This window comes from Campylobacter concisus (assembly GCF_902460575.1).
In the GTDB taxonomy this organism is placed as follows: domain Bacteria; phylum Campylobacterota; class Campylobacteria; order Campylobacterales; family Campylobacteraceae; genus Campylobacter_A; species Campylobacter_A concisus_AW.
On the sequence record NZ_CABPUY010000002.1, the window covers coordinates 439,591 to 457,740 of the forward strand.

Sequence of the window (18,150 nt, forward strand, 5' to 3'; positions counted from 1 at the left end):
GATGAGGCACTTTTTGACGCTAAATGACTTTAGCAAAGATGAAATCGAGCAGATGATAAATTTAGCCCGCAAGATCAAAAAAGAGGCGAAGGCTAGAGAATTTAAGCCATATCTTAAAGATCAAAAGCTTGCGATGATATTTGAAAAAAGCTCGACTAGAACTAGAGTGAGCTTTGATGTGGGCATGCATGAGCTTGGCGGATATGCGCTATTTTTAAGCAAAAATGATATACAAATAGGCCGCGGCGAGCCCATACGTGATACCGCTAGAGTGATAAGCAGAATGTGTGACATGGCGATGCTTAGGGTTGATCGTCACGAGACACTAGAAGAATTTGCTAAATTTTCAAGCGTGCCAGTGATAAACGGCTTAAGTGATAAATTTCACCCAGTTCAGCTCATGGCAGACTATCTAACCATGCTAGAATTTAGCGTAGGCGAGAAGGTCGCCTACGTAGGAGATGGCAACAACATGACCCACTCGTGGCTCATGCTAGCAAGCAAACTTGGCCTTGAGCTAAGAGTGGCTACGCCAAAAGGCTATGAGGCGGACGCTGAAATTTTAAAAATGGCTAATGAAAACGCAAAAATTTCAGGGGCTAAAATTTTTATCACAAATGATATAAAAGAAGCGGTAGATGGTGCCGATGTAGTGACTACGGACACTTGGGTATCGATGGGGCAAGAGGCTGAGAAAGAAAAGAGGCTAAAAGACTTTGCTGGATACTGCGTAGATGAAAATTTGATGAACCTAGCTAAAAAAGATGCGATATTTTTGCACTGCTTGCCAGCTTATAGAGGCTACGAGGTGAGCGAGGCGGTCTTTGAGAGGCACGCGGATGAAATTTTTAGCGAGGCGGAAAATAGACTTCATGCCCAAAAAGGCGTGATGGTCTGGTTAGACGAGAGAAGAAGATGAGTGAAGAGAAAAATATATATGATGAGATAGATGAGATCGGTAATAACCTTGGGCTAAGTAGCCCTGAAAAAACGATCTTTGAGATAGTTTCAACGAAAAATCCAAACGAGCACATTTTAAATTTAAAAAGTGGCTCTTGGGACTCGAAAGAGCCGTGGTTTGGCATTGATGAAAATCAAAATTTACACACTGTCATTTCAGTACAATCGCTCTCAGCTTTGATAGAGGCCTTAAAAGAGTCGCAAAAAGAGAATTTTGACCTAAGGCTTGAAAAGACGATCTGGCAAAATATCCCAGTTGATTTTAGCGATGTTTGGGTGGTTGCGATGGATGAGATCAAAAAGATCGCTCACGATAAAAAGAGCAGGCAGTTTAACATCGACCTTGATAAGCTGGTAAAAAATATCAAAAAAGAGCATCCAAATTTATTTGTAGATATAAAAGAGATGATCCAAATGGCAAGGAGCAGGGCAGATGATTGATTTTAGTGCGTATGTGAAGTATTCAAGGCCGGGGCCAAGATATACGAGCTATCCGACAGCACCGGAGTTTAGTGATAAATTTAGCTACGAAGATTATGTAAAAGAGCTTGAAAATCGCGATAAAAAAAGGCCGCTTTCGCTTTATTTGCACTTGCCTTTTTGCAGGAGCGCTTGCTATTTTTGTGGCTGTAACGTCATCTACACGAGCAAAGAGGACCGCAAAGAGAGATATATAAGATATATAGAAAAAGAGCTTGAAATTTTAGCTCGCCACCTAGATACTAGCACTGAGGTCTTGCAGATGCACTTTGGCGGTGGCACTCCGACATTTTATAATGCCGCTCAACTTGATGAGATCATCAAACTTATCAAGGCTAAATTTAAAAATTTCTCAAAAGAGGCTGAGATAAGCTGCGAGATAGACCCGAGATTTTTGACAAATGAGCAGCTTGATGTGCTCATATCTCACGGCTTTAACCGCATAAGCTACGGCGTGCAAGACTTTGATGAGAAAGTACAAAAAGAAATTCACCGAATTCAGCCCTATGAGATCACTCAAAATGCCGTAAAAATGGCTAGGCAAAAGGGCATAAAATCAATAAATATGGACCTGATCTACGGCCTGCCGTATCAAAGCTTAGAGAGCTTTAAAAAGACGCTTGAGCTTGCTCTTACGCTTGATCCAGATAGGCTTGCAGTATTTAACTACGCTCACGTGCCATGGATAAAAAAGTCAATGCGTAAATTTGATGAGACAACCTTGCCAAATCCAGAAGTGAAGCTTGAAATTTTAAAATTTACAGCTGAGTTTTTAACTAAAAATGGCTACAAAATGATAGGAATGGATCACTTTGCAAAGCCAAATGATGAGCTTTTTGGCGCTCTTGCAAATGGCACTTTGCATAGAAATTTTCAAGGATATACGACAAAAGGTGGCGCTGATCTTATCGGCATAGGTATCACAAGTATCGGAGAGTGCAAAAGACACTATGCGCAAAATCATAAAGATATGGATGAGTATGAAAAAGCGATCGATAGTGGAAAATTGCCATACGCAAAGGGAATTTATTTAAGCGATGAAGACTTGCTTAGAAAAAGTGTGATCATGAGTTTGATGAGTAATTTTGGGCTTAATATCAAGGCTGTCGAGGATGAATTTCATATAAATTTCTTTGAACATTTCAAAAGTGAGCTTGAAGAGCTAAAGAATTTAAGTGAATTTGTCGATGTTACGACAGATAAAATCAGTGTAAATGAGACAGGAACGCTGATAATACGAAATATTGCAATGTGTTTTGATGAGTATCTTAAGAAAATTCCAGAGAATTTAAGGCGATTTTCTAAGACGATATAAAAATTATTTTTTTGTCATAAGGTATTTAAAATACGTTTAATATTTCTTGGTGTATAATTCGCACTAAAAGTCGAGCCAAAGCTTGACAATAAAAAGGTAAAAGGATCTAGTTATGAAAAAGATGTTAGCAATTAGTGCTTTGGCCGCAGCAACGTTGCTGTCTGCTCAAGATGTCCCTTACAGGATTTTTCTAGCTTCATTCGCTCAAGATGATAGCGCTGCTAGAATCGATAGTGCTGTTAGCAAAGTAAACAGCAAAATATCAGATAGCAGACTAACTACTGGCGTTTATGAAGTTGGTGGAAGAAAGTTTTTATATGTTGATACAACTCCAGTTTCTGAAAATGAAGCTAATGAGTTGTTAGCTAAAGTTCAAAATGAGTCAGGTTATAAAGATGCTTTAATGAGAGCTAAGTCACCTGTAACAAATGCTCAGTCAGCTAAAAAATCTAATATAGAGCAAACTATATCAGCAGAGCCTAAAGCAGCAGCTACAGCACAAGCTGATGATAGTGTATTGACTTTGGATCAAGTTGTAAAAACTATTTTAAATGAAAACCCAAGCTTAAAAGCTACAGAATTTAACTACTTACAAGTTGGTAAAGATCTAAAAATAGCTAAAAATGCCTACTATCCAACACTTGATGCAGCTGCTAGAGTAGGATATGAGAGAAAACGTCTTGATGATGGTCTTACAACAAGAAGAGGCGATGGCAGAGTATCTGGCGCATCTTTAACTTTAGTTGAAAACCTTTATAATGGTGGTGCTGATAAAAATAGAATCAACTCTCAAAGTGCAAGACTTGACTCAGCTGCTTACACAGTGGCTCAAGCTGCAGATAGACTAACACTAAGCGCTGCAAATGCTTACCTACAAGTTCTTCAAACAAAGAGAATTCTTGATATTGAAGAAGAAAACGTAAAAAGCCATGAAGAAATTTATAGCCAGATCAAAGATAGAGCAAGATCAGGTTACGGCGTAGCTTCTGAAGAGAGACAAGCTGGATCACGCTATACTTTGGCTCAATCAAACTATATAGCTGCAAAAAATAACTATGAAGACGCACTTTCTACATTCGAAAAACTATATGGAAGAAAAGTTGCAGCTAAAAACCTAGTAATGCCTGAATTTAATCTGCCATTACCAAGCACTAAAGAGGCTGTCTATGATAAAGCTGTTCTTTGCAACCCAACACTTCTAGTTCAAAGATCAAACATCGCTATGGCAGAGTCTGTTGTAAAAGAGAAAAATGCACCATTCTTACCAAAACTAGATCTTGTTGTGTCAGGTGCTTATGATCACTCAAATGTTTTATATGATGATTATGAAGAACAAACATTTGATGCCCTTTTAAGACTAAACTACAACCTTTACAACAAAGGTAACGATAAGCTAGATAAAGAGAAGAGCCAACTTGCTGTTCAACAAGAGCAACAAACTATGGACAACCTTGTAAGAGAGCTTAAAGAGTCTTTAGAATTCTCATGGCAAAACTATGTTCTTAACCAAGAAAAAATGGGATATCTAAATCAACACGTTGAATATGCAAAAGCTACACTTGATGCTTACCAAGATGAGTTTAGAATCGGTCGCCGCGACCTTATCAACTTACTTGATGCAGAAAACGAGTACAACACAGCTTTAAAAGAGATTGCTACAACTGAGACTGCACTATCTTATGCAAAATATAGATTGCTAGATAACATGGGTATGGTTTCAGATAGTTTTGAGCCAGGCTTTGCTAAGAGATATATTCAAGGCGCTTGCAGTATTCAAAACGACTTAAGATAAAAATTTAAAAAGTGATGACCATGAGGGTCAAAGCAAAATTCTGGACGCTTACTTTAAGCGTCCTTTTTTCGTTATTAGCATTAAATGCTGTCGGGGATTTTATAAAACAAACAACGATAGCAAAGGTGGCTAAAATTTATGGAGAAGATGCAAGAAGAAGGGCATCGGCATTAAATTCTTTAATGACTTCATTGCAAGATGCAACCGAACAAGAGAAATTAATAAAAGTAAATGATTTTTTTAACTCTTTTAGGTGGGTTGATGATATGCAACTTTGGCACAAAAAAGATTACTGGGCTACCAGAATGGAATTTGTAGGAAAAGGCGCTGGTGACTGCGAAGACTACGTTATCGCAAAGTATTTCACTCTAAAGCAACTTGGAATTCCAACTCAAAAATTATACTTCACATACGTTAAAGCCTTAAGATACAACCAAGCACATATGGTTTTGGCATATTATGATACACCAAAGTCTATTCCATTAATTTTAGACAACATAAATGGTAAAATAAAAATCGCAACTCAAAGAACAGACCTTGTGCCAGTTTATAGTTTCAACGGTGATTCGCTATACTTGGCAAAACAAGAAGGTCTTGGTCAGGCAATACCAGGTGGAAATAAAAAACAAAATCCTAAGTGGATGGAACTAATAGATAGGATAGGAAAAGAGGATTTATGACGCTATTTAAACAGATTATGATCGCTGTGATAGCTTTTGGCATCGTGATTTTTATGGCTGTTGGCTACTTAAATTTTAAGAGCCTAAATGGATACATCAACGACCAGCTCGGTGAAAACGCAAGGCACACAGCAAACTCACTTGGACTTGCTTTAAAGCCGATTGTTGATCCTGAGGATATGTCTTTGGCGCAAACGATGATAAATTCTATGTTTGATAGCGGCAGATACAAGCTCATTAAACTTGAAGATGTCGATGGTAAGGTGCTTATAGAAAATTCTCAACAAACTATCGTTAAAGACATCCCTGAGTGGTTTTATAAGATTGCTAAATTTGAAGCTCCTGTTGCAACTAGCGAGATCATGACTGGCTGGGCTAAATTTGGTACTCTCTATGTTCAAGGCAGCACAGCACTTGCCTACAACGAGCTTTACTCAAACTCAAAAAATATTTTTAACTTTCTAGCTTTAATGATCATCATCGCTCTTGTCGTGGCGTTTTTCGCTCTTAAGGCGATATTTAGACCACTTGTTAAGGTGCAAGATCAAGCTGAAGCGATACTTGATAATAAATTTATCATCCAAAAGAGAATTCCATTCACAACCGACCTTAAAAAGATGGTGCTTGCCATGAACTCGATGGTTAGTAAAGTTCAAGACATATTTGAAAGAGAGGCCGCAACACTTAGCAAGTATCAAGAGCTTTTATATAAAGACTCTATGAGTGGCACTTACAATAGAAGATTTTTCCAAACTAAATTTAGTGAGTATCTAGCAAGCGAAGAGTATTCAAGCGGTGTTGCATCACTTGTTAGCTTTAAAGATCTAGCAGGGCTAAAAGGCGCTCTTGGCTTTGAAAAATGGCAAAGTGTCATCATAAAAATAGCCCAAATTTTACAAGAAAAATCAACCGAAAATGACCAAAATGCGATCGTTGCAAGGCTAAATGACAACGACTTTATCTTGCTTTCTTACGGTAAAAACTCGTCAAATTTCTCAGCTTTAGACGATAAGATCATGGCTGAGTTTAAAAAACTCTATGCAAATTTCTCTATAAACGATAGCGAATGCCCAGTCAATGCTGCTATTGTCGAGTACTCGCCAAGCACTGACATGAGGACACTACTTACATCAGCTGACGTTACTTTGGCTAGTGCAAGACTGGCTGGCTGCTTTACTTGCAAAGAATTTAATGCAAATCAAAACACCCTAGTCATCGGCAAAGAGAAATACAAAGAGCTTATCTTTGACTCTATAAAAGAGGATAAATTTAAATTTGCAGCTCAAAAAGTAGTTGGTTTTGACTCAAGCTTTGAGCAGTATGAGCTCTATCTAAGGCTAGTTGATAGCGAGGGCAAATGGCGCATGGCATCATACTTTATGCCAATGGTAAATGAGCTAAATTTAGGTGCGATGCTCGATCTTCATATCCTAAATAGGATCGCTAGAATTTTGCCTGAAAATATCTTGCCTCAAGGAAGCTTGGCGATAAATTTAGGAAAAGAGATATTAAGCTCAGATGAAAATTTCTCAAAACTTGAAGCCACACTTAAAAAAATCGCTCAAATTTCAAAATCTAAAAACTATATAGAAATTCCAAACAAAGACGATATTAGTATCGAAAGTATAGTTAGACTTACTAAAAAATTAAAAGAACTTGGCTTTGGTTTTGGATTTGACCACTTTGAACTCAGTGCAAAAGGCATTGAGAAGTTAAAAGAATTTAATCCAGACTATGTAAAGATCCAGTCAAGCGTCTTAATCGACTTTTTAAGTGACAAATCAGGAGCAAATACAAAACAATCACTAGATGTTGTTTTAAGCTCAAAAGATATCATTTTGATTGCGATCGGTGTTGAGAGCGAAGAGCAAAAGAGTAAGCTAATTGAGCTTGGCATTAAAAATATGCAAGGAATTTACATAGATGAAATCAAAAATATTGGATGATAGATGCATAGCGATAAGATAAAAGACGAACTGCTTCAATGTTTGGTGATCTTTACCAAACTTCATAACAACCCATATAGTGCCGATGCTTTGACTATCGGTCTGCCTGTAAAAGATGGCGAAGAGATCGAGCTTTTTTCACTAAAGAGCTCGAAGTCTTTATTTTCTCGTGCAGCTTCACGTGCTGGCTTTGCATCAACGCTTGTCAGAAAAGACCTTGATCAAATTTCGCCTTTAGTTTTGCCTTGTATCTTGATGCTTAGAGGCAAAAAAGCGTGCATATTGCAATCTTTCAGCGAAGACAAAAAGATGGCAAACATCATCACGCCTGATCTTTCAACTGGCACTAGCACGATAGAGACAAGTAAGCTAAAAGATGAGTATCTAGGCTATGCTTACTACCTAAAACGTGAATTTGTCCCAGAAGATACAAGCTCGACAAAACTTATCGACGCTGGTAATGACCACTGGTTTTGGGGCACTTTAAAGCGCTCTAAGAAAATTTACTTTGATGTCGTGATAGCAAGTTTTATCATAAACTTATTTGTCCTTGCAAGCCCGCTCTTTACTATGAACGTCTATGACCGCGTTGTGCCAAATAACGCAGTTGAGACACTTTGGGTTCTAGCGCTTGGCGTGAGTGTCGTTTATGGCATCGATCTATTTTTAAAATTTGTTCGTTCATATTTTCTTGAGATCGCAGGCAAGAAGAGTGATATCATTATGAGCTCTATCTTGTTTGAGCGCGTAATGGATATGAAATTTAGCAATAAGCCAAAGTCAGTTGGTTCATTTGCTAGCAACTTAAAAGAATTTGACACAGTTAGAAATTTCTTCTCATCTGCGTCGCTTGCTGCCATTGTGGATCTACCATTTGCGTTAATCTTCTTGATAGTTACCTACTTTATAGGGAGCTACCTTGTGCTTGTGCCTATCGTCATCATGATAGCTATTTTGTGCTACACATTTTTTATAAAAGACCCACTTCAAAACGCGATCAAGAGCACATTTGAGGCTTCAGCTATGAAAAATGGAATTTTGATAGAGAGCCTTAGTAGCTTAGAGACCATTAAAACTCTTGGTGCTAGTGGTCACGTGCAGTGGAACTGGGAGGAGGCGACTGGCGAGATAGCAAACAGAAGTATCAAGTCAAAGATCATCACTACTTCGATCACAACCGTGACTTCATTTTTGGTTCAGTTAAACACTATCGCTATCATAGTTCTTGGCGTTTATATGATACAAGATACGCACCTTACAATGGGTGGTTTGATCGCTGCTGTTATGCTTAGCTCTCGTGCGATCGCCCCTATGGGTCAAGTAGCCTCTCTAGCTGCAAATTTCGAGCAGACAAAGACAGCTTACCAAAGCCTTAGTAAGATCATGCAGATGCCAGTTGAAAGACCTGAGGGTAAAAAATTTGTTAGAAGAAATTCTTTTGAGGGCAAGATAGAGTTTAAAAACGTTAGCTTTACTTATCCAGATACTACAAAAGGCTCACTTGATAGGATAAATTTTGTCATTCAGCCGGGTGAGAAAGTAGGCATCATCGGTAGAAATGGCTCTGGTAAGACAACCTTACAAAAGATAATCCTAGGCCTTTATGCACCGACAGAAGGCTCAGTGCTAATTGATGGTATAGATATCAACCAGATAGACCCAGCTGACCTTAGAAGAAATATCGGCTACGTGCCACAAGATGTTGTGCTATTTAAAGGAACAGTTAGAGAAAATATCGTTCAAAAAGCTCCTTATGTCGACGATATGCAGATCATTAAAGCTGCTAAGGTAAGTGGCGTAGATGAATATGTCAATGCTCACCCACTTGGTTTTGATATGCCAGTATTTGAAAGAGGTGATGGCATTAGCGGCGGTCAGCGTCAAAGTATAGCCGTGGCTAGAGCATTTTTGCTAGATAGTCCTATCATCTTGCTTGACGAGCCTACAAATTCACTAGACAATACAGTTGAGAGCAAGCTAAAAGCAAATTTAAAGGTAAATACCGTAAATAAAACTATGATCTTAGTAACTCACAGAACATCGATGCTTGATCTTGTTGATAGGCTCATAGTGATGGATAACGGCAAAATTTTACTAGATGGTCCAAGAGACGAAGTTTTAGCTAGACTTAGTGGGAAGTGATTATGCAAGAAGATATAAAAAATCAACAAAATGAAAATTTAAAGCCAGACGAAAAGCCAGTCCAAAAAAGCGACATAAAAGAGCAAGAGAGCGCTGGAGATCAAATTTTAAATAGCGTAGATGGCATCAAGTCAAACATCCAAGCAAAAAACTACGATGCTTATGACTTGAAATTTATGTCAAGCCTCTCAGAAGCGGTTTTGGCAAAGGCTCCATCAACCTCAAAAAAGATACTTTATGCAGTTAGCATAACTGTATTTTGGCTGCTTTTGTGGGCTTCATGGGCGCAGATAGATGAGATAACAAGAGGTAGCGGCAAGATCATCCCATCAGGCAAAAACCAAGCGATACAAAACCTTGAAGGTGGTATCGTGGATCAAATTTTTGTAAAAGAGGGCGATGAGGTTAAAAAAGATCAAATTTTAATCAGGCTTGATAATAAAAACTTTACAAGTAGCTACGGCGAGTCAAAGCTAAGACTTGATGAGCTTCAGGCTAAATTTATGAGGCTTGATGCTGAAGCAAATGATAAAGAATTTGACTATAACGAAACAAGAGATGCGAACAATAGCAAGGCTATAAAATACGAGATAAGCTTGCATAACTCAAACATCGATCACTTAAATGAGCAAATAGGAATTCTAACAGAGCAGATCCATCAGCGCCAAAGCGAGCTAAATGAGCTTAGAAATAAAATTTCTCAAACTCAAAATAGCTACAACCTTGTTTTAAAAGAAAAAGCGATCATGGAGCCTATCTTTAAAAAGGGTCTTGTTAGTGAGGTCGAGTATATCCAGCTTCAAAGACGTGTAAATGATCTAAAGGGCGAGCTTGACGCATCTGTGCTTGCTGTACCAAGGGTCGAATCAACCATAAAAGAGGCAAAAAATAAGATAGAAGAGGCAAAGCTGGCATTTAAAAACAATGCAAAAAAAGAGCTAAATGAAGTCTCTGCTGAGATCGCAAGGATAAACGAGTCGCAAATCAGCCTAAGCGATAGGGTTGAAAGAACTTATGTGAGATCTCCGGTAAATGGTATCGTTAGTAAGATGATGGTGCATACCGTCTCAGGTGTCATCAAACCTGGTGAAAATATCGCAGAGATCGTCCCATTAGAAGATAAGCTCATCGCCGAGGTAAAGGTTAAGCCAGCTGACGTTGCGTTCTTAAGACCTGGGCTTGATACGATGGTTAAATTTACGGCGTATGATTTTAGTATTTATGGCGGTTTAAAAGGCAAAGTAACGCAGATCAGTGCCGATACCGAGACAAACGAAAAAACAGGTGAGAGCTACTATCTAGTCAGGATAGAAACTGAGAAAAACTATCTTGGTAGCGAAGAGAAGCCACTTAGGATAAAGGTTGGTATGATAGTTTCAGCTGATATCATCACTGGTAAAAAGACGATACTTGACTATCTGTTAAAACCTATCTTAAAAGCAAAACAAAACGCTTTAACGGAGCGATAATGCAAAAGTCAGCTAGCTTTGAGCGAAATTTTATCGAATATCAAATTTCAAGAGCAAAGCTGGCTGATGAATTTGTCATTGTAAATGATGGCAAAATATGCGATTTAATCGGAAGAGAGATCGTCAAATTTCTCTTTAAAGACTGTGAAAAAAGCTTTGATGAGATGATAAATTTAAAAAGAGAAGAGCATATCAGCTTAGCTGGACTAAAGATAGAAGATGAGCTAGTAAGCAGCATCAAGATATCAATTAGCGGCTACGATGAAAGCAGCGATAGCTTGGACTTTGATCTAAATTTACTATCTCTTAGCGTGCCATATAGATACGCTATATCAAATGGTTGTTTTGAGATGAGTATCTTTTTAAAAGAGAGAAATGAAGTGGTTGAGAAATTCTTATCCACTTTTAGTTATAAATTTGAGGCAAAAAGTGGCAAGGAGCGCTACTTGATCGTTTTCGTAAATGAGTCAAAAATTTACGAGCAAACCTATATGTGATATAAGGAAATATAATTATGAATGTGGTTTTTTTTACTCAAAATGGTTCGCTTAATAATCTTTGGCGAGGGTATTTTTCAGATGATAATGTGAAATTTACTCACAATAAAAAGGATTTTTTTGCAAATTTAAGCGATGAGGTTGATATCGTCGGTATCGATACAAATGCTTTTAAAGATAGCCTTGATGAAAATATTAAAACCATTCATGAAAGTTTTCCAAATATAAAATGTCTAATCCTTGCAAACGAACCAAAATTTAGTGAAGGTAAACATCTGCTGGCTCTTGGTGTCAAAGGATATGCAAACTCACACATGAGAAAGACACACTTTGAAGATGCCTTTGAGACGATTTTAAATGGCAAAGTTTGGCTTTATCCAGAATTTATCCAAGCGATGATCGGAGAACTAACTGGCTCATATATAAATAATGAAAGTGAAACTTTGGAGAAAAAGTCTGATCTAAGTGAGCTTAGCTCACGTGAAAAAGAGATCGCAAACTTAATCTACCAAGGTCTAACAAACAATGAAATTTCAGAGCAAACAGGCATTACTTTAAGGACGGTAAAGGCGCACACTACGTCGATTTACAGCAAGCTAAATGTGAAAGATAGAATAGGTCTTGTGCTTTTGATGAAGCAGCTGCATGCGTAAAATTTTGCTTCTTTTCTTTTTTGTTTCTTCTCTTTTTGCAAATAATTTTGAAATTTCTCCAAAAAATATATCTCAATGTAAAAATCAAATTTGTAAAAATATCCTAAATCACTATGCAAATTTTATGAAAAAAATAGAAAACGAAAGCTTTATAAGAAAGTTAGAACTCATAAATTCATACTTAAATTCTTTGATGCCAAGATATGATGATTTTTACAATACAAATGTCGATGTATGGAGCACTAGGGGTGAGTTTTTAAGGCGAGGTGGCGGAGACTGCGAAGAGTACGCGATATCAAAGCGCGATAGCCTAAAAGATCTTGGCGTGGATAATCAAAAATGCCTTCTAGTAGTTCAGGAAAAAAATACAAAAAAATATCATATGGTGCTAGCTGTTTGGGAAAATTTAAACAAAGAGCCTTTGATACTGGACAATCTAAGCTTTAGAGTTTTGCCGCTTTCGAAGCGCTATGACTTAGTGCCAGAGTATTGCTTGATGGACGGGAAATATTTTAAGATAAAAAAAGATGGTATAAATTTAGAGCCTGTAAATATAAGAATGCAAACTTATGAAAATTTGATAAAAAAGGAAAAAGAAGAGAAATTTTGGAAGAATTAATCTTCCAAGTCGATGTCTATTTTTTCAACATTTGTTGTAATATCTTTAGTATTTTTCTCAATGTTGTGTTTATTTTTCTCGATTAGTGATCTGTTTTGACCTATAAGGTCTCTATTTTCTTTGATACCATCACTATTTTGCTCGATCATTTTGCTTAGTGTCGCTATCTTTTTTTCATAGCGGATCATTAAGAAGTAGATCACATAAATTAGCAGTAAAATTACCGCCCAAGGTAAAAATTGCATATTAAATCCTTTGTATTTTTTCGTAATTATAGAAATTTTAGCTTTTAAAAAAAATAAAATTATAAAAAATGAAATTTTATATATGTAAAATTTATCTTTGTTTTTTGGTAAAAGTGGCTCAGATTAGTGGGCTATTTTTGAAATTTTTTATAAAATTTATAGATTTTTTATTGCAAAAAAATTAGATAAAATATTTTTCAAAATCTCCTTGACTTTTATTTTATTTTGGGCTATAATTGCCACTTCACAAAACAGGTGCTGGTGTAGCTCAGTTGGTAGAGCTACTGCCTTGTAAGCAGTGGGTCGGCGGTTCAAGTCCGTTCACCAGCTCCATTTTGTAACAGTGTTTGACCAGAAAATACCAAAATAACTTATTAATGTTTAAGGTGAGATACTCAAGCGGCCAACGAGGGCAGACTGTAAATCTGCTGACTATGTCTTCCGTGGTTCGAATCCACGTCTCACCACCATTGTTATGCGGGAGTAGCTCAGTTGGCTAGAGCATCAGCCTTCCAAGCTGAGGGTCGCGGGTTCGAGCCCCGTTTCCCGCTCCAAAATTTGGGAAAGTAAACTGGGAGCTGTATCTAGATTTTACTAAACACAGTTATTCCATCTTTATTTTCATGAATTTTTAGTTGTTTGTATGTTGATTAAAATCATCTCAGCCAAGCGTTTTTCGCTCATATGGCTCAGAGGTAGAGCACTTCCTTGGTAAGGAAGAGGTCGCGGGTTCAAGTCCCGCTATGAGCTCCACTGGTTTATATGATTTTATATTACTATACGAATTTGAATTAGATAAAGACACATATCATAACGGAGGAAAAGATGGCTAAAGAAAAATTTTCACGCAACAAGCCACACGTAAACATAGGCACTATCGGTCACGTTGACCATGGTAAAACTACTTTAACAGCTGCAATATCTGCTGTTCTTTCACGCAAAGGTCTTGCTGAGCTAAAAGATTATGATAATATTGATAATGCTCCAGAAGAGAAAGAGCGTGGTATTACAATTGCTACTTCACACATTGAGTATGAGACAGAAAAACGTCACTATGCTCACGTTGACTGCCCAGGCCACGCCGACTATGTAAAAAACATGATTACAGGTGCTGCTCAAATGGACGGTGCTATTCTAGTTGTTTCTGCAGCAGACGGCCCAATGCCACAAACAAGAGAGCACATCTTGCTATCTCGCCAAGTTGGTGTCCCTTATATCGTTGTTTTCATGAACAAAGCAGATATGGTTGATGACGCTGAGTTACTTGAACTAGTTGAAATGGAAATTCGCGAACTACTTAACGAGTACAACTTCCCAGGGGATGATACTCCAATAGTTTCTGGTTCAGCACTTAAAGCTCTTGAAGAGGCAAAAGCTGGACAAGATGGCGAATGGTCAGCAAAAATTATGGAACTAATGGATGCGGTTGATAGCTATATCCCAACTCCAGTTCGTGCTACGGACAAAGATCTTCTTATGCCAATCGAAGATGTTTTCTCAATTTCAGGTCGTGGTACAGTTGTAACAGGTAGAATTGAGAAAGGTGTTGTTAAAGTTGGTGACACAATAGAAATCGTTGGTATCAAACCTACACAAACAACAACAGTTACTGGTGTTGAGATGTTTAGAAAAGAGATGGATCAAGGTGAAGCTGGCGATAACGTTGGTGTTCTTCTTCGTGGTACTAAAAAAGAAGACGTTGAACGTGGTATGGTTCTTTGCAAACCTAAATCAATTACTCCTCACACAAAATTTGAGGGTGAGGTTTATATTCTAACTAAAGAAGAGGGCGGTCGCCACACTCCTTTCTTTAATAACTATAGACCACAATTCTATGTAAGAACAACTGACGTTACTGGTTCTATTACATTGCCAGAAGGTACAGAGATGGTTATGCCAGGTGATAACGTAAGAATTTCTGTTGAGCTTATCGCTCCAGTTGCACTTGAAGAAGGTACCCGTTTTGCTATCCGTGAAGGTGGTAGAACTGTTGGTTCAGGTGTTGTTTCAAAAATACTTGGTTAATTTATAAAATTATGCCAAAGGGGAAACCCTTTGGCTTTCTATAAGGAATATATATGAGAATTAAAATCGGTTTAAAATGCTCTGAGTGTGGTGATATCAATTACACTACTACAAAAAACAGCAAAACCACTACAGATAAGGTTGAGCTCAAAAAATATTGCCCAAGATTAAAAAAACATACTGTTCATAAAGAAGTTAAGTTAAAAAGCTAATTAAGAATAAGTAGCTATTAGGGCAATAGCTCCAACGGTAGAGCGCTGGATTCCAAATCCAATGGTTGGGGGTTCGAATCCCTCTTGCCCTGCCACAATTAAGGTTAAGATTATGGAAAAATTTATAAATTATATAAAGCTATCTAAATTGGAAATAATGAAAGTTATCTTTCCTACTAAAGAACAAATTAGAAATGCTTTTATTGCAGTTTTTATCGTGGTCGCTGTTGTTTCACTTTTTTTAGCTCTTGTTGATGTTATTATGTCCTTTGTTCTTTCTAAAGTTATATAGGGTAAGGGAAAAATAATGTCACATAAATGGTATGCTATACAAACTTACGCTGGTAGCGAAATGGCAGTAAAAAGAGGAATTGAAAATTTAGTTAGAGATCACGGTATTGAAGATCAACTAAAAGAAGTTATAGTTCCAACAGAAGACGTAATAGAGATAAAAAACGGTAAGCAAAAAATTAATGAAAGAACTCTTTATCCTGGATATGCTTTTGCATGTTTAGATCTTGATACAGCTCTTTGGCATAAGATTCAGTCTTTGCCAAAGGTTGGACGTTTTATCGGTGAGGCTAAAAAGCCTACACCATTGACTGAAAAAGATATAAATACTATCTTGGAGAAAGTTCAAAAAAGAGCGGCACCAAAACCTAAAATATTTTTTGAGGATGGTGAAAGCGTTCGCATAACAGAAGGTCCTTTTGCTAACTTTACAGGTATCGTTGAAGAATACGATATGATACATGGTAAGCTTAGACTCAATGTTTCTATTTTTGGTAGAAGTACCCCTGTTGATATTTTGTATTCACAAGTTGAGAAGATAATTTAAGGAGCAAGAAATGGCTAAAAAAGTTATAGGTGAAATAAAATTACAAATTGCCGCAACAAAAGCAAATCCTAGCCCGCCAGTTGGTCCAGCATTAGGACAAAAAGGCGTTAATATTATGGAATTTTGTAAAGCCTTTAATGAAAAAACAAAAGATATGGTTGGATTTAATATCCCGGTTGTTATAACAGTTTATGCTGATAAAAGTTTTACATTTATCACAAAGCAACCACCTGCTACAGACCTTATTAAAAAGGCTGCGGGTATAACAAAAGGAACAGATAATCCTTTAAAAAATAAAGTAGGCAAATTAACAAAAGCTCAAGTTTTAGAAATTGTTGAGAAAAAACTTGTTGATTTAAATACAAATGATAAAGAGCAAGCAGCTAAGATTATCGCTGGTTCAGCTCGTTCAATGGGTGTCGAAGTAGTAGACTAAAACCTTTACCGTCAGGTTGATTTTCAAAAGACGGAAGCAATTTATATGCGGAGAAATTTATGGGAAAAACTAGTAAGAGATTTCAAGAATTGCTCAAAAAAGTAGAGCAAGACAAAATTTATAATCTTAGCGAGGCTATCGATACAGTTAAAACTCTAGCTTCTGCTAAATTTAATGAGACAGTTGAGATTGCGTTAAAATTAAACGTTGATCCAAGACATGCAGATCAAATGGTTCGTGGTTCAGTTGTTTTACCAGCTGGTACAGGCAAAGTTGTAAGAGTTGCTGTTATAGCAAAAGATGCTAAAGCTGATGAGGCAAAAGCTGCTGGTGCTGACATAGTTGGTGCCGATGATCTAGTTGAGGATATCCAGAAGGGTATAATGAACTTTGATGTTCTTATAGCTACTCCAAATTTAATGGGTCTTGTAGGTAAAGTTGGTAGAATTTTAGGACCGAAAGGTTTAATGCCAAATCCAAAAACTGGAACAGTTACAATGGATGTTGCACAAGCTGTTAATAATGCAAAAAGTGGACAAGTAAATTTCCGTGTTGATAAGCAAGGAAATATACATGCAGGTCTTGGTAAGGTCAATTTTACTAAAGAGCAATTAAATGAAAATATTTCAACATTTATTAAAGCTATTAATAAACATAAACCTGCGACTGCAAAAGGTAGATATGTAAAAAATGCTTCATTGTCTTTAACAATGAGCCCTTCTGTAACTCTTGATACTCAAGAAGTTATGGACTTAAAATAAAAATTTAGACAAATTTATATCTTAGATTGGAGATAGCCGAGGCCATTGGGCTTAATTGATTCGACCCGCTCTGCTTGAAATTACCGGTCGGAAAGGAGAAAAAGTGACACGTAACGAAAAAACTGAAGTTGTTGCAAAATTAGAGAGTGAATTTAAAACTGCTGAAGCTATTGTAGTTTGTGACTATCGTGGTCTTTCAGTTAAAAAACTTGAAGTTTTAAGAAATTCTGCTAAAGAACAAAATGTAAAAGTTCAAGTTATTAAAAATACTCTTGCAAATATTGCTCTTAAAAATTCTGATAAAGTCGGAATGGAACTCAAAGATACAAATATCTATCTTTGGAGTGAAGATCAATTAGCAGTAACTAAAGTAGCCGCAAAATTTGAAGAGTCAAATTCTGATCTTTTCAAAATTAAAACAGCTTATATTGATGGCGAAGTTGCAAGCGTTGATAAAGTTAAAGCTCTATCTAAAATGCCTAGCCGTGATGAGCTTATTGCGATGCTTTTGCAAGTTTGGAATGCGCCAATTCAAAATTTTACAATTGGTTTGAATGCGCTTAAAGAGAAAAAAGAACAATCAGCTTAATTAAATTAAAAAATAATAAGGATTAAAAATGGCAATTACAAAAGAAGACGTATTAGAGTTCATATCTAATCTTTCTGTACTTGAACTTAGCGAACTTGTAAAAGAGTTTGAAGAGAAATTTGGTGTTAGCGCAGCTCCTGTAATGGTAGCTGGTGGTGCAGTTGCTGCTGGTGGTGCAGCTGCTGCTGAAGAAAAAACAGAATTTAACATCGTTCTTGTTGATTCTGGTGATAAGAAAATCAACGTTATTAAGGTTGTTAGAGCACTTACTGGTCTTGGTCTTAAAGAGGCTAAAGACGCAGTTGAAGGAACTCCATCTGTTCTTAAAGAAGGCGTTAGCAAAGACGAAGCTGAAGCAGCTAAAAAAGAGCTTGAAGAGGCTGGTGCTAAGGTTGAACTTAAATAATTTTTTATTATTTAGGCTTAATATTTCAAGAGAGGGCAGAGGCTCTCTCTTTTTTAAATTTTAGATGCCTTGTAAAAGGCTATAC

20 protein-coding genes and 5 tRNA genes are annotated in these 18,150 nt (G+C 37.0%); 24 read left to right on the forward strand and 1 reads right to left on the reverse strand.

Annotated elements, in window-relative coordinates:
- The first annotated feature begins 1 nt into the window (after nucleotide 1).
- From argF to F3G76_RS06160, 11 genes are all read left to right on the forward strand, one after another.
- Nucleotides 2-919 (forward strand): ornithine carbamoyltransferase, encoded by a 918-nt coding sequence (gene argF, locus F3G76_RS06110; RefSeq protein WP_149706215.1) that lies wholly within the window; start codon nucleotides 2-4, stop codon nucleotides 917-919.
- Nucleotides 916-1,401, forward strand: a complete 486-nt coding sequence (locus F3G76_RS06115; RefSeq protein WP_103570818.1) for a DUF2603 domain-containing protein — start codon at nucleotides 916-918, stop codon at nucleotides 1,399-1,401. Before argF ends, F3G76_RS06115 begins: the two co-directional genes overlap by 4 nt.
- Entirely contained in the window at nucleotides 1,394-2,755 is a 1,362-nt protein-coding gene (gene hemN / locus F3G76_RS06120; protein WP_149706216.1) for an oxygen-independent coproporphyrinogen III oxidase, read from the forward strand. The genes F3G76_RS06115 and hemN overlap by 8 nt, the downstream gene beginning before the upstream one ends.
- 112 nt (nucleotides 2,756-2,867) lie before the next feature.
- Nucleotides 2,868-4,547 carry a TolC family outer membrane protein gene (locus F3G76_RS06125; RefSeq protein WP_103596751.1) on the forward strand — a complete coding sequence of 560 codons (1,680 nt, stop codon included), beginning with the start codon at nucleotides 2,868-2,870 and terminating at the stop codon, nucleotides 4,545-4,547.
- A 20-nt stretch (nucleotides 4,548-4,567) separates the two neighbouring features.
- A complete protein-coding gene (locus tag F3G76_RS06130; RefSeq protein ID WP_012001497.1) occupies nucleotides 4,568-5,227 on the forward strand; it encodes a transglutaminase-like cysteine peptidase in 660 nt (219 codons plus the stop codon).
- Entirely contained in the window at nucleotides 5,224-7,173 is a 1,950-nt protein-coding gene (locus F3G76_RS06135) for a bifunctional diguanylate cyclase/phosphodiesterase (RefSeq protein ID WP_107714441.1), read from the forward strand. Before F3G76_RS06130 ends, F3G76_RS06135 begins: the two co-directional genes overlap by 4 nt.
- 3 nt (nucleotides 7,174-7,176) lie before the next feature.
- Nucleotides 7,177-9,315, forward strand: a complete 2,139-nt coding sequence (locus F3G76_RS06140) for a type I secretion system permease/ATPase (RefSeq protein WP_002941147.1) — start codon at nucleotides 7,177-7,179, stop codon at nucleotides 9,313-9,315.
- Between the two features lie 2 nt (nucleotides 9,316-9,317).
- Nucleotides 9,318-10,784, forward strand: a complete 1,467-nt coding sequence (locus F3G76_RS06145) for an HlyD family type I secretion periplasmic adaptor subunit (RefSeq protein WP_103609664.1) — start codon at nucleotides 9,318-9,320, stop codon at nucleotides 10,782-10,784.
- On the forward strand, nucleotides 10,784-11,281 hold the full coding sequence (locus F3G76_RS06150; RefSeq protein ID WP_149706217.1) for a DUF5416 family protein: 498 nt from the start codon (nucleotides 10,784-10,786) through the stop codon (nucleotides 11,279-11,281). The genes F3G76_RS06145 and F3G76_RS06150 overlap by 1 nt, the downstream gene beginning before the upstream one ends.
- A gap of 17 nt (nucleotides 11,282-11,298) precedes the next feature.
- Nucleotides 11,299-11,934 (forward strand): response regulator transcription factor, encoded by a 636-nt coding sequence (locus F3G76_RS06155; protein ID WP_107850137.1) that lies wholly within the window; start codon nucleotides 11,299-11,301, stop codon nucleotides 11,932-11,934.
- 124 nt (nucleotides 11,935-12,058) lie between these two features.
- Entirely contained in the window at nucleotides 12,059-12,553 is a 495-nt protein-coding gene (locus tag F3G76_RS06160; protein ID WP_223227433.1) for a transglutaminase-like cysteine peptidase, read from the forward strand.
- Here the strand turns inward: F3G76_RS06160 and F3G76_RS06165 are convergent.
- Nucleotides 12,550-12,798, reverse strand: coding sequence for a hypothetical protein (locus F3G76_RS06165; RefSeq protein WP_002941090.1), 249 nt, complete (start codon nucleotides 12,796-12,798; stop codon nucleotides 12,550-12,552). The genes F3G76_RS06160 and F3G76_RS06165 overlap by 4 nt on opposite strands.
- Nucleotides 12,799-13,055: 257 nt before the next feature.
- Here F3G76_RS06165 and F3G76_RS06170 point away from each other — a divergent pair.
- The 13 genes from F3G76_RS06170 (at nucleotide 13,056) to rplL (ending at nucleotide 18,065) form a co-directional block, all read left to right on the forward strand.
- A tRNA-Thr gene (locus F3G76_RS06170) sits at nucleotides 13,056-13,131 on the forward strand.
- A 52-nt stretch (nucleotides 13,132-13,183) separates the two neighbouring features.
- Nucleotides 13,184-13,268: transfer RNA gene (locus tag F3G76_RS06175), tRNA-Tyr, on the forward strand.
- Nucleotides 13,269-13,275: 7 nt separating this feature from the next.
- Nucleotides 13,276-13,352: transfer RNA gene (locus F3G76_RS06180), tRNA-Gly, on the forward strand.
- A gap of 124 nt (nucleotides 13,353-13,476) precedes the next feature.
- A tRNA-Thr gene (locus F3G76_RS06185) sits at nucleotides 13,477-13,551 on the forward strand.
- A 72-nt stretch (nucleotides 13,552-13,623) separates the two neighbouring features.
- Nucleotides 13,624-14,823: an elongation factor Tu gene (gene tuf, locus F3G76_RS06190; protein WP_002941132.1), complete on the forward strand. Its 1,200-nt coding sequence runs from the start codon at nucleotides 13,624-13,626 to the stop codon at nucleotides 14,821-14,823.
- A 53-nt stretch (nucleotides 14,824-14,876) separates the two neighbouring features.
- Nucleotides 14,877-15,035: a 50S ribosomal protein L33 gene (rpmG, locus tag F3G76_RS06195; protein ID WP_002941157.1), complete on the forward strand. Its 159-nt coding sequence runs from the start codon at nucleotides 14,877-14,879 to the stop codon at nucleotides 15,033-15,035.
- Between the two features lie 19 nt (nucleotides 15,036-15,054).
- Nucleotides 15,055-15,130 (forward strand) — tRNA-Trp (locus tag F3G76_RS06200).
- Between the two features lie 17 nt (nucleotides 15,131-15,147).
- Nucleotides 15,148-15,327, forward strand: a complete 180-nt coding sequence (secE, locus tag F3G76_RS06205; protein WP_002941070.1) for a preprotein translocase subunit SecE — start codon at nucleotides 15,148-15,150, stop codon at nucleotides 15,325-15,327.
- A gap of 12 nt (nucleotides 15,328-15,339) precedes the next feature.
- Complete coding sequence (nusG, locus tag F3G76_RS06210) at nucleotides 15,340-15,873, forward strand: transcription termination/antitermination protein NusG (RefSeq protein ID WP_180385147.1); 534 nt, start codon at nucleotides 15,340-15,342, stop codon at nucleotides 15,871-15,873.
- Between the two features lie 10 nt (nucleotides 15,874-15,883).
- A complete protein-coding gene (rplK, locus tag F3G76_RS06215) occupies nucleotides 15,884-16,309 on the forward strand; it encodes a 50S ribosomal protein L11 (RefSeq protein WP_002941145.1) in 426 nt (141 codons plus the stop codon).
- A 59-nt stretch (nucleotides 16,310-16,368) separates the two neighbouring features.
- Complete coding sequence (rplA, locus tag F3G76_RS06220) at nucleotides 16,369-17,070, forward strand: 50S ribosomal protein L1 (protein WP_002941167.1); 702 nt, start codon at nucleotides 16,369-16,371, stop codon at nucleotides 17,068-17,070.
- A 103-nt stretch (nucleotides 17,071-17,173) separates the two neighbouring features.
- On the forward strand, nucleotides 17,174-17,659 hold the full coding sequence (gene rplJ, locus F3G76_RS06225) for a 50S ribosomal protein L10 (RefSeq protein ID WP_009294520.1): 486 nt from the start codon (nucleotides 17,174-17,176) through the stop codon (nucleotides 17,657-17,659).
- 28 nt (nucleotides 17,660-17,687) lie between these two features.
- Complete coding sequence (rplL, locus tag F3G76_RS06230; RefSeq protein WP_012001504.1) at nucleotides 17,688-18,065, forward strand: 50S ribosomal protein L7/L12; 378 nt, start codon at nucleotides 17,688-17,690, stop codon at nucleotides 18,063-18,065.
- Nucleotides 18,066-18,150 lie beyond the last annotated feature (85 nt).

Bases quoted from the DNA above. Each gene is read 5' to 3' on its own strand.
- argF (WP_149706215.1), top strand. From the start codon at position 2: ATGAGGCACTTTTTGACGCTAAATGACTTTAGCAAAGATGAAATCGAG.
- F3G76_RS06115 (WP_103570818.1), top strand. From the start codon at position 916: ATGAGTGAAGAGAAAAATATATATGATGAGATAGATGAGATCGGTAAT.
- hemN (WP_149706216.1), top strand. From the start codon at position 1,394: ATGATTGATTTTAGTGCGTATGTGAAGTATTCAAGGCCGGGGCCAAGA.
- F3G76_RS06125 (WP_103596751.1), top strand. From the start codon at position 2,868: ATGAAAAAGATGTTAGCAATTAGTGCTTTGGCCGCAGCAACGTTGCTG.
- F3G76_RS06130 (WP_012001497.1), top strand. From the start codon at position 4,568: ATGAGGGTCAAAGCAAAATTCTGGACGCTTACTTTAAGCGTCCTTTTT.
- F3G76_RS06135 (WP_107714441.1), top strand. From the start codon at position 5,224: ATGACGCTATTTAAACAGATTATGATCGCTGTGATAGCTTTTGGCATC.
- F3G76_RS06140 (WP_002941147.1), top strand. From the start codon at position 7,177: ATGCATAGCGATAAGATAAAAGACGAACTGCTTCAATGTTTGGTGATC.
- F3G76_RS06145 (WP_103609664.1), top strand. From the start codon at position 9,318: ATGCAAGAAGATATAAAAAATCAACAAAATGAAAATTTAAAGCCAGAC.
- F3G76_RS06150 (WP_149706217.1), top strand. From the start codon at position 10,784: ATGCAAAAGTCAGCTAGCTTTGAGCGAAATTTTATCGAATATCAAATT.
- F3G76_RS06155 (WP_107850137.1), top strand. From the start codon at position 11,299: ATGAATGTGGTTTTTTTTACTCAAAATGGTTCGCTTAATAATCTTTGG.
- F3G76_RS06160 (WP_223227433.1), top strand. From the start codon at position 12,059: ATGAAAAAAATAGAAAACGAAAGCTTTATAAGAAAGTTAGAACTCATA.
- F3G76_RS06165 (WP_002941090.1), bottom strand. From the start codon at position 12,798: ATGCAATTTTTACCTTGGGCGGTAATTTTACTGCTAATTTATGTGATC.
- tuf (WP_002941132.1), top strand. From the start codon at position 13,624: ATGGCTAAAGAAAAATTTTCACGCAACAAGCCACACGTAAACATAGGC.
- rpmG (WP_002941157.1), top strand. From the start codon at position 14,877: ATGAGAATTAAAATCGGTTTAAAATGCTCTGAGTGTGGTGATATCAAT.
- secE (WP_002941070.1), top strand. From the start codon at position 15,148: ATGGAAAAATTTATAAATTATATAAAGCTATCTAAATTGGAAATAATG.
- rplK (WP_002941145.1), top strand. From the start codon at position 15,884: ATGGCTAAAAAAGTTATAGGTGAAATAAAATTACAAATTGCCGCAACA.
- rplA (WP_002941167.1), top strand. From the start codon at position 16,369: ATGGGAAAAACTAGTAAGAGATTTCAAGAATTGCTCAAAAAAGTAGAG.
- rplL (WP_012001504.1), top strand. From the start codon at position 17,688: ATGGCAATTACAAAAGAAGACGTATTAGAGTTCATATCTAATCTTTCT.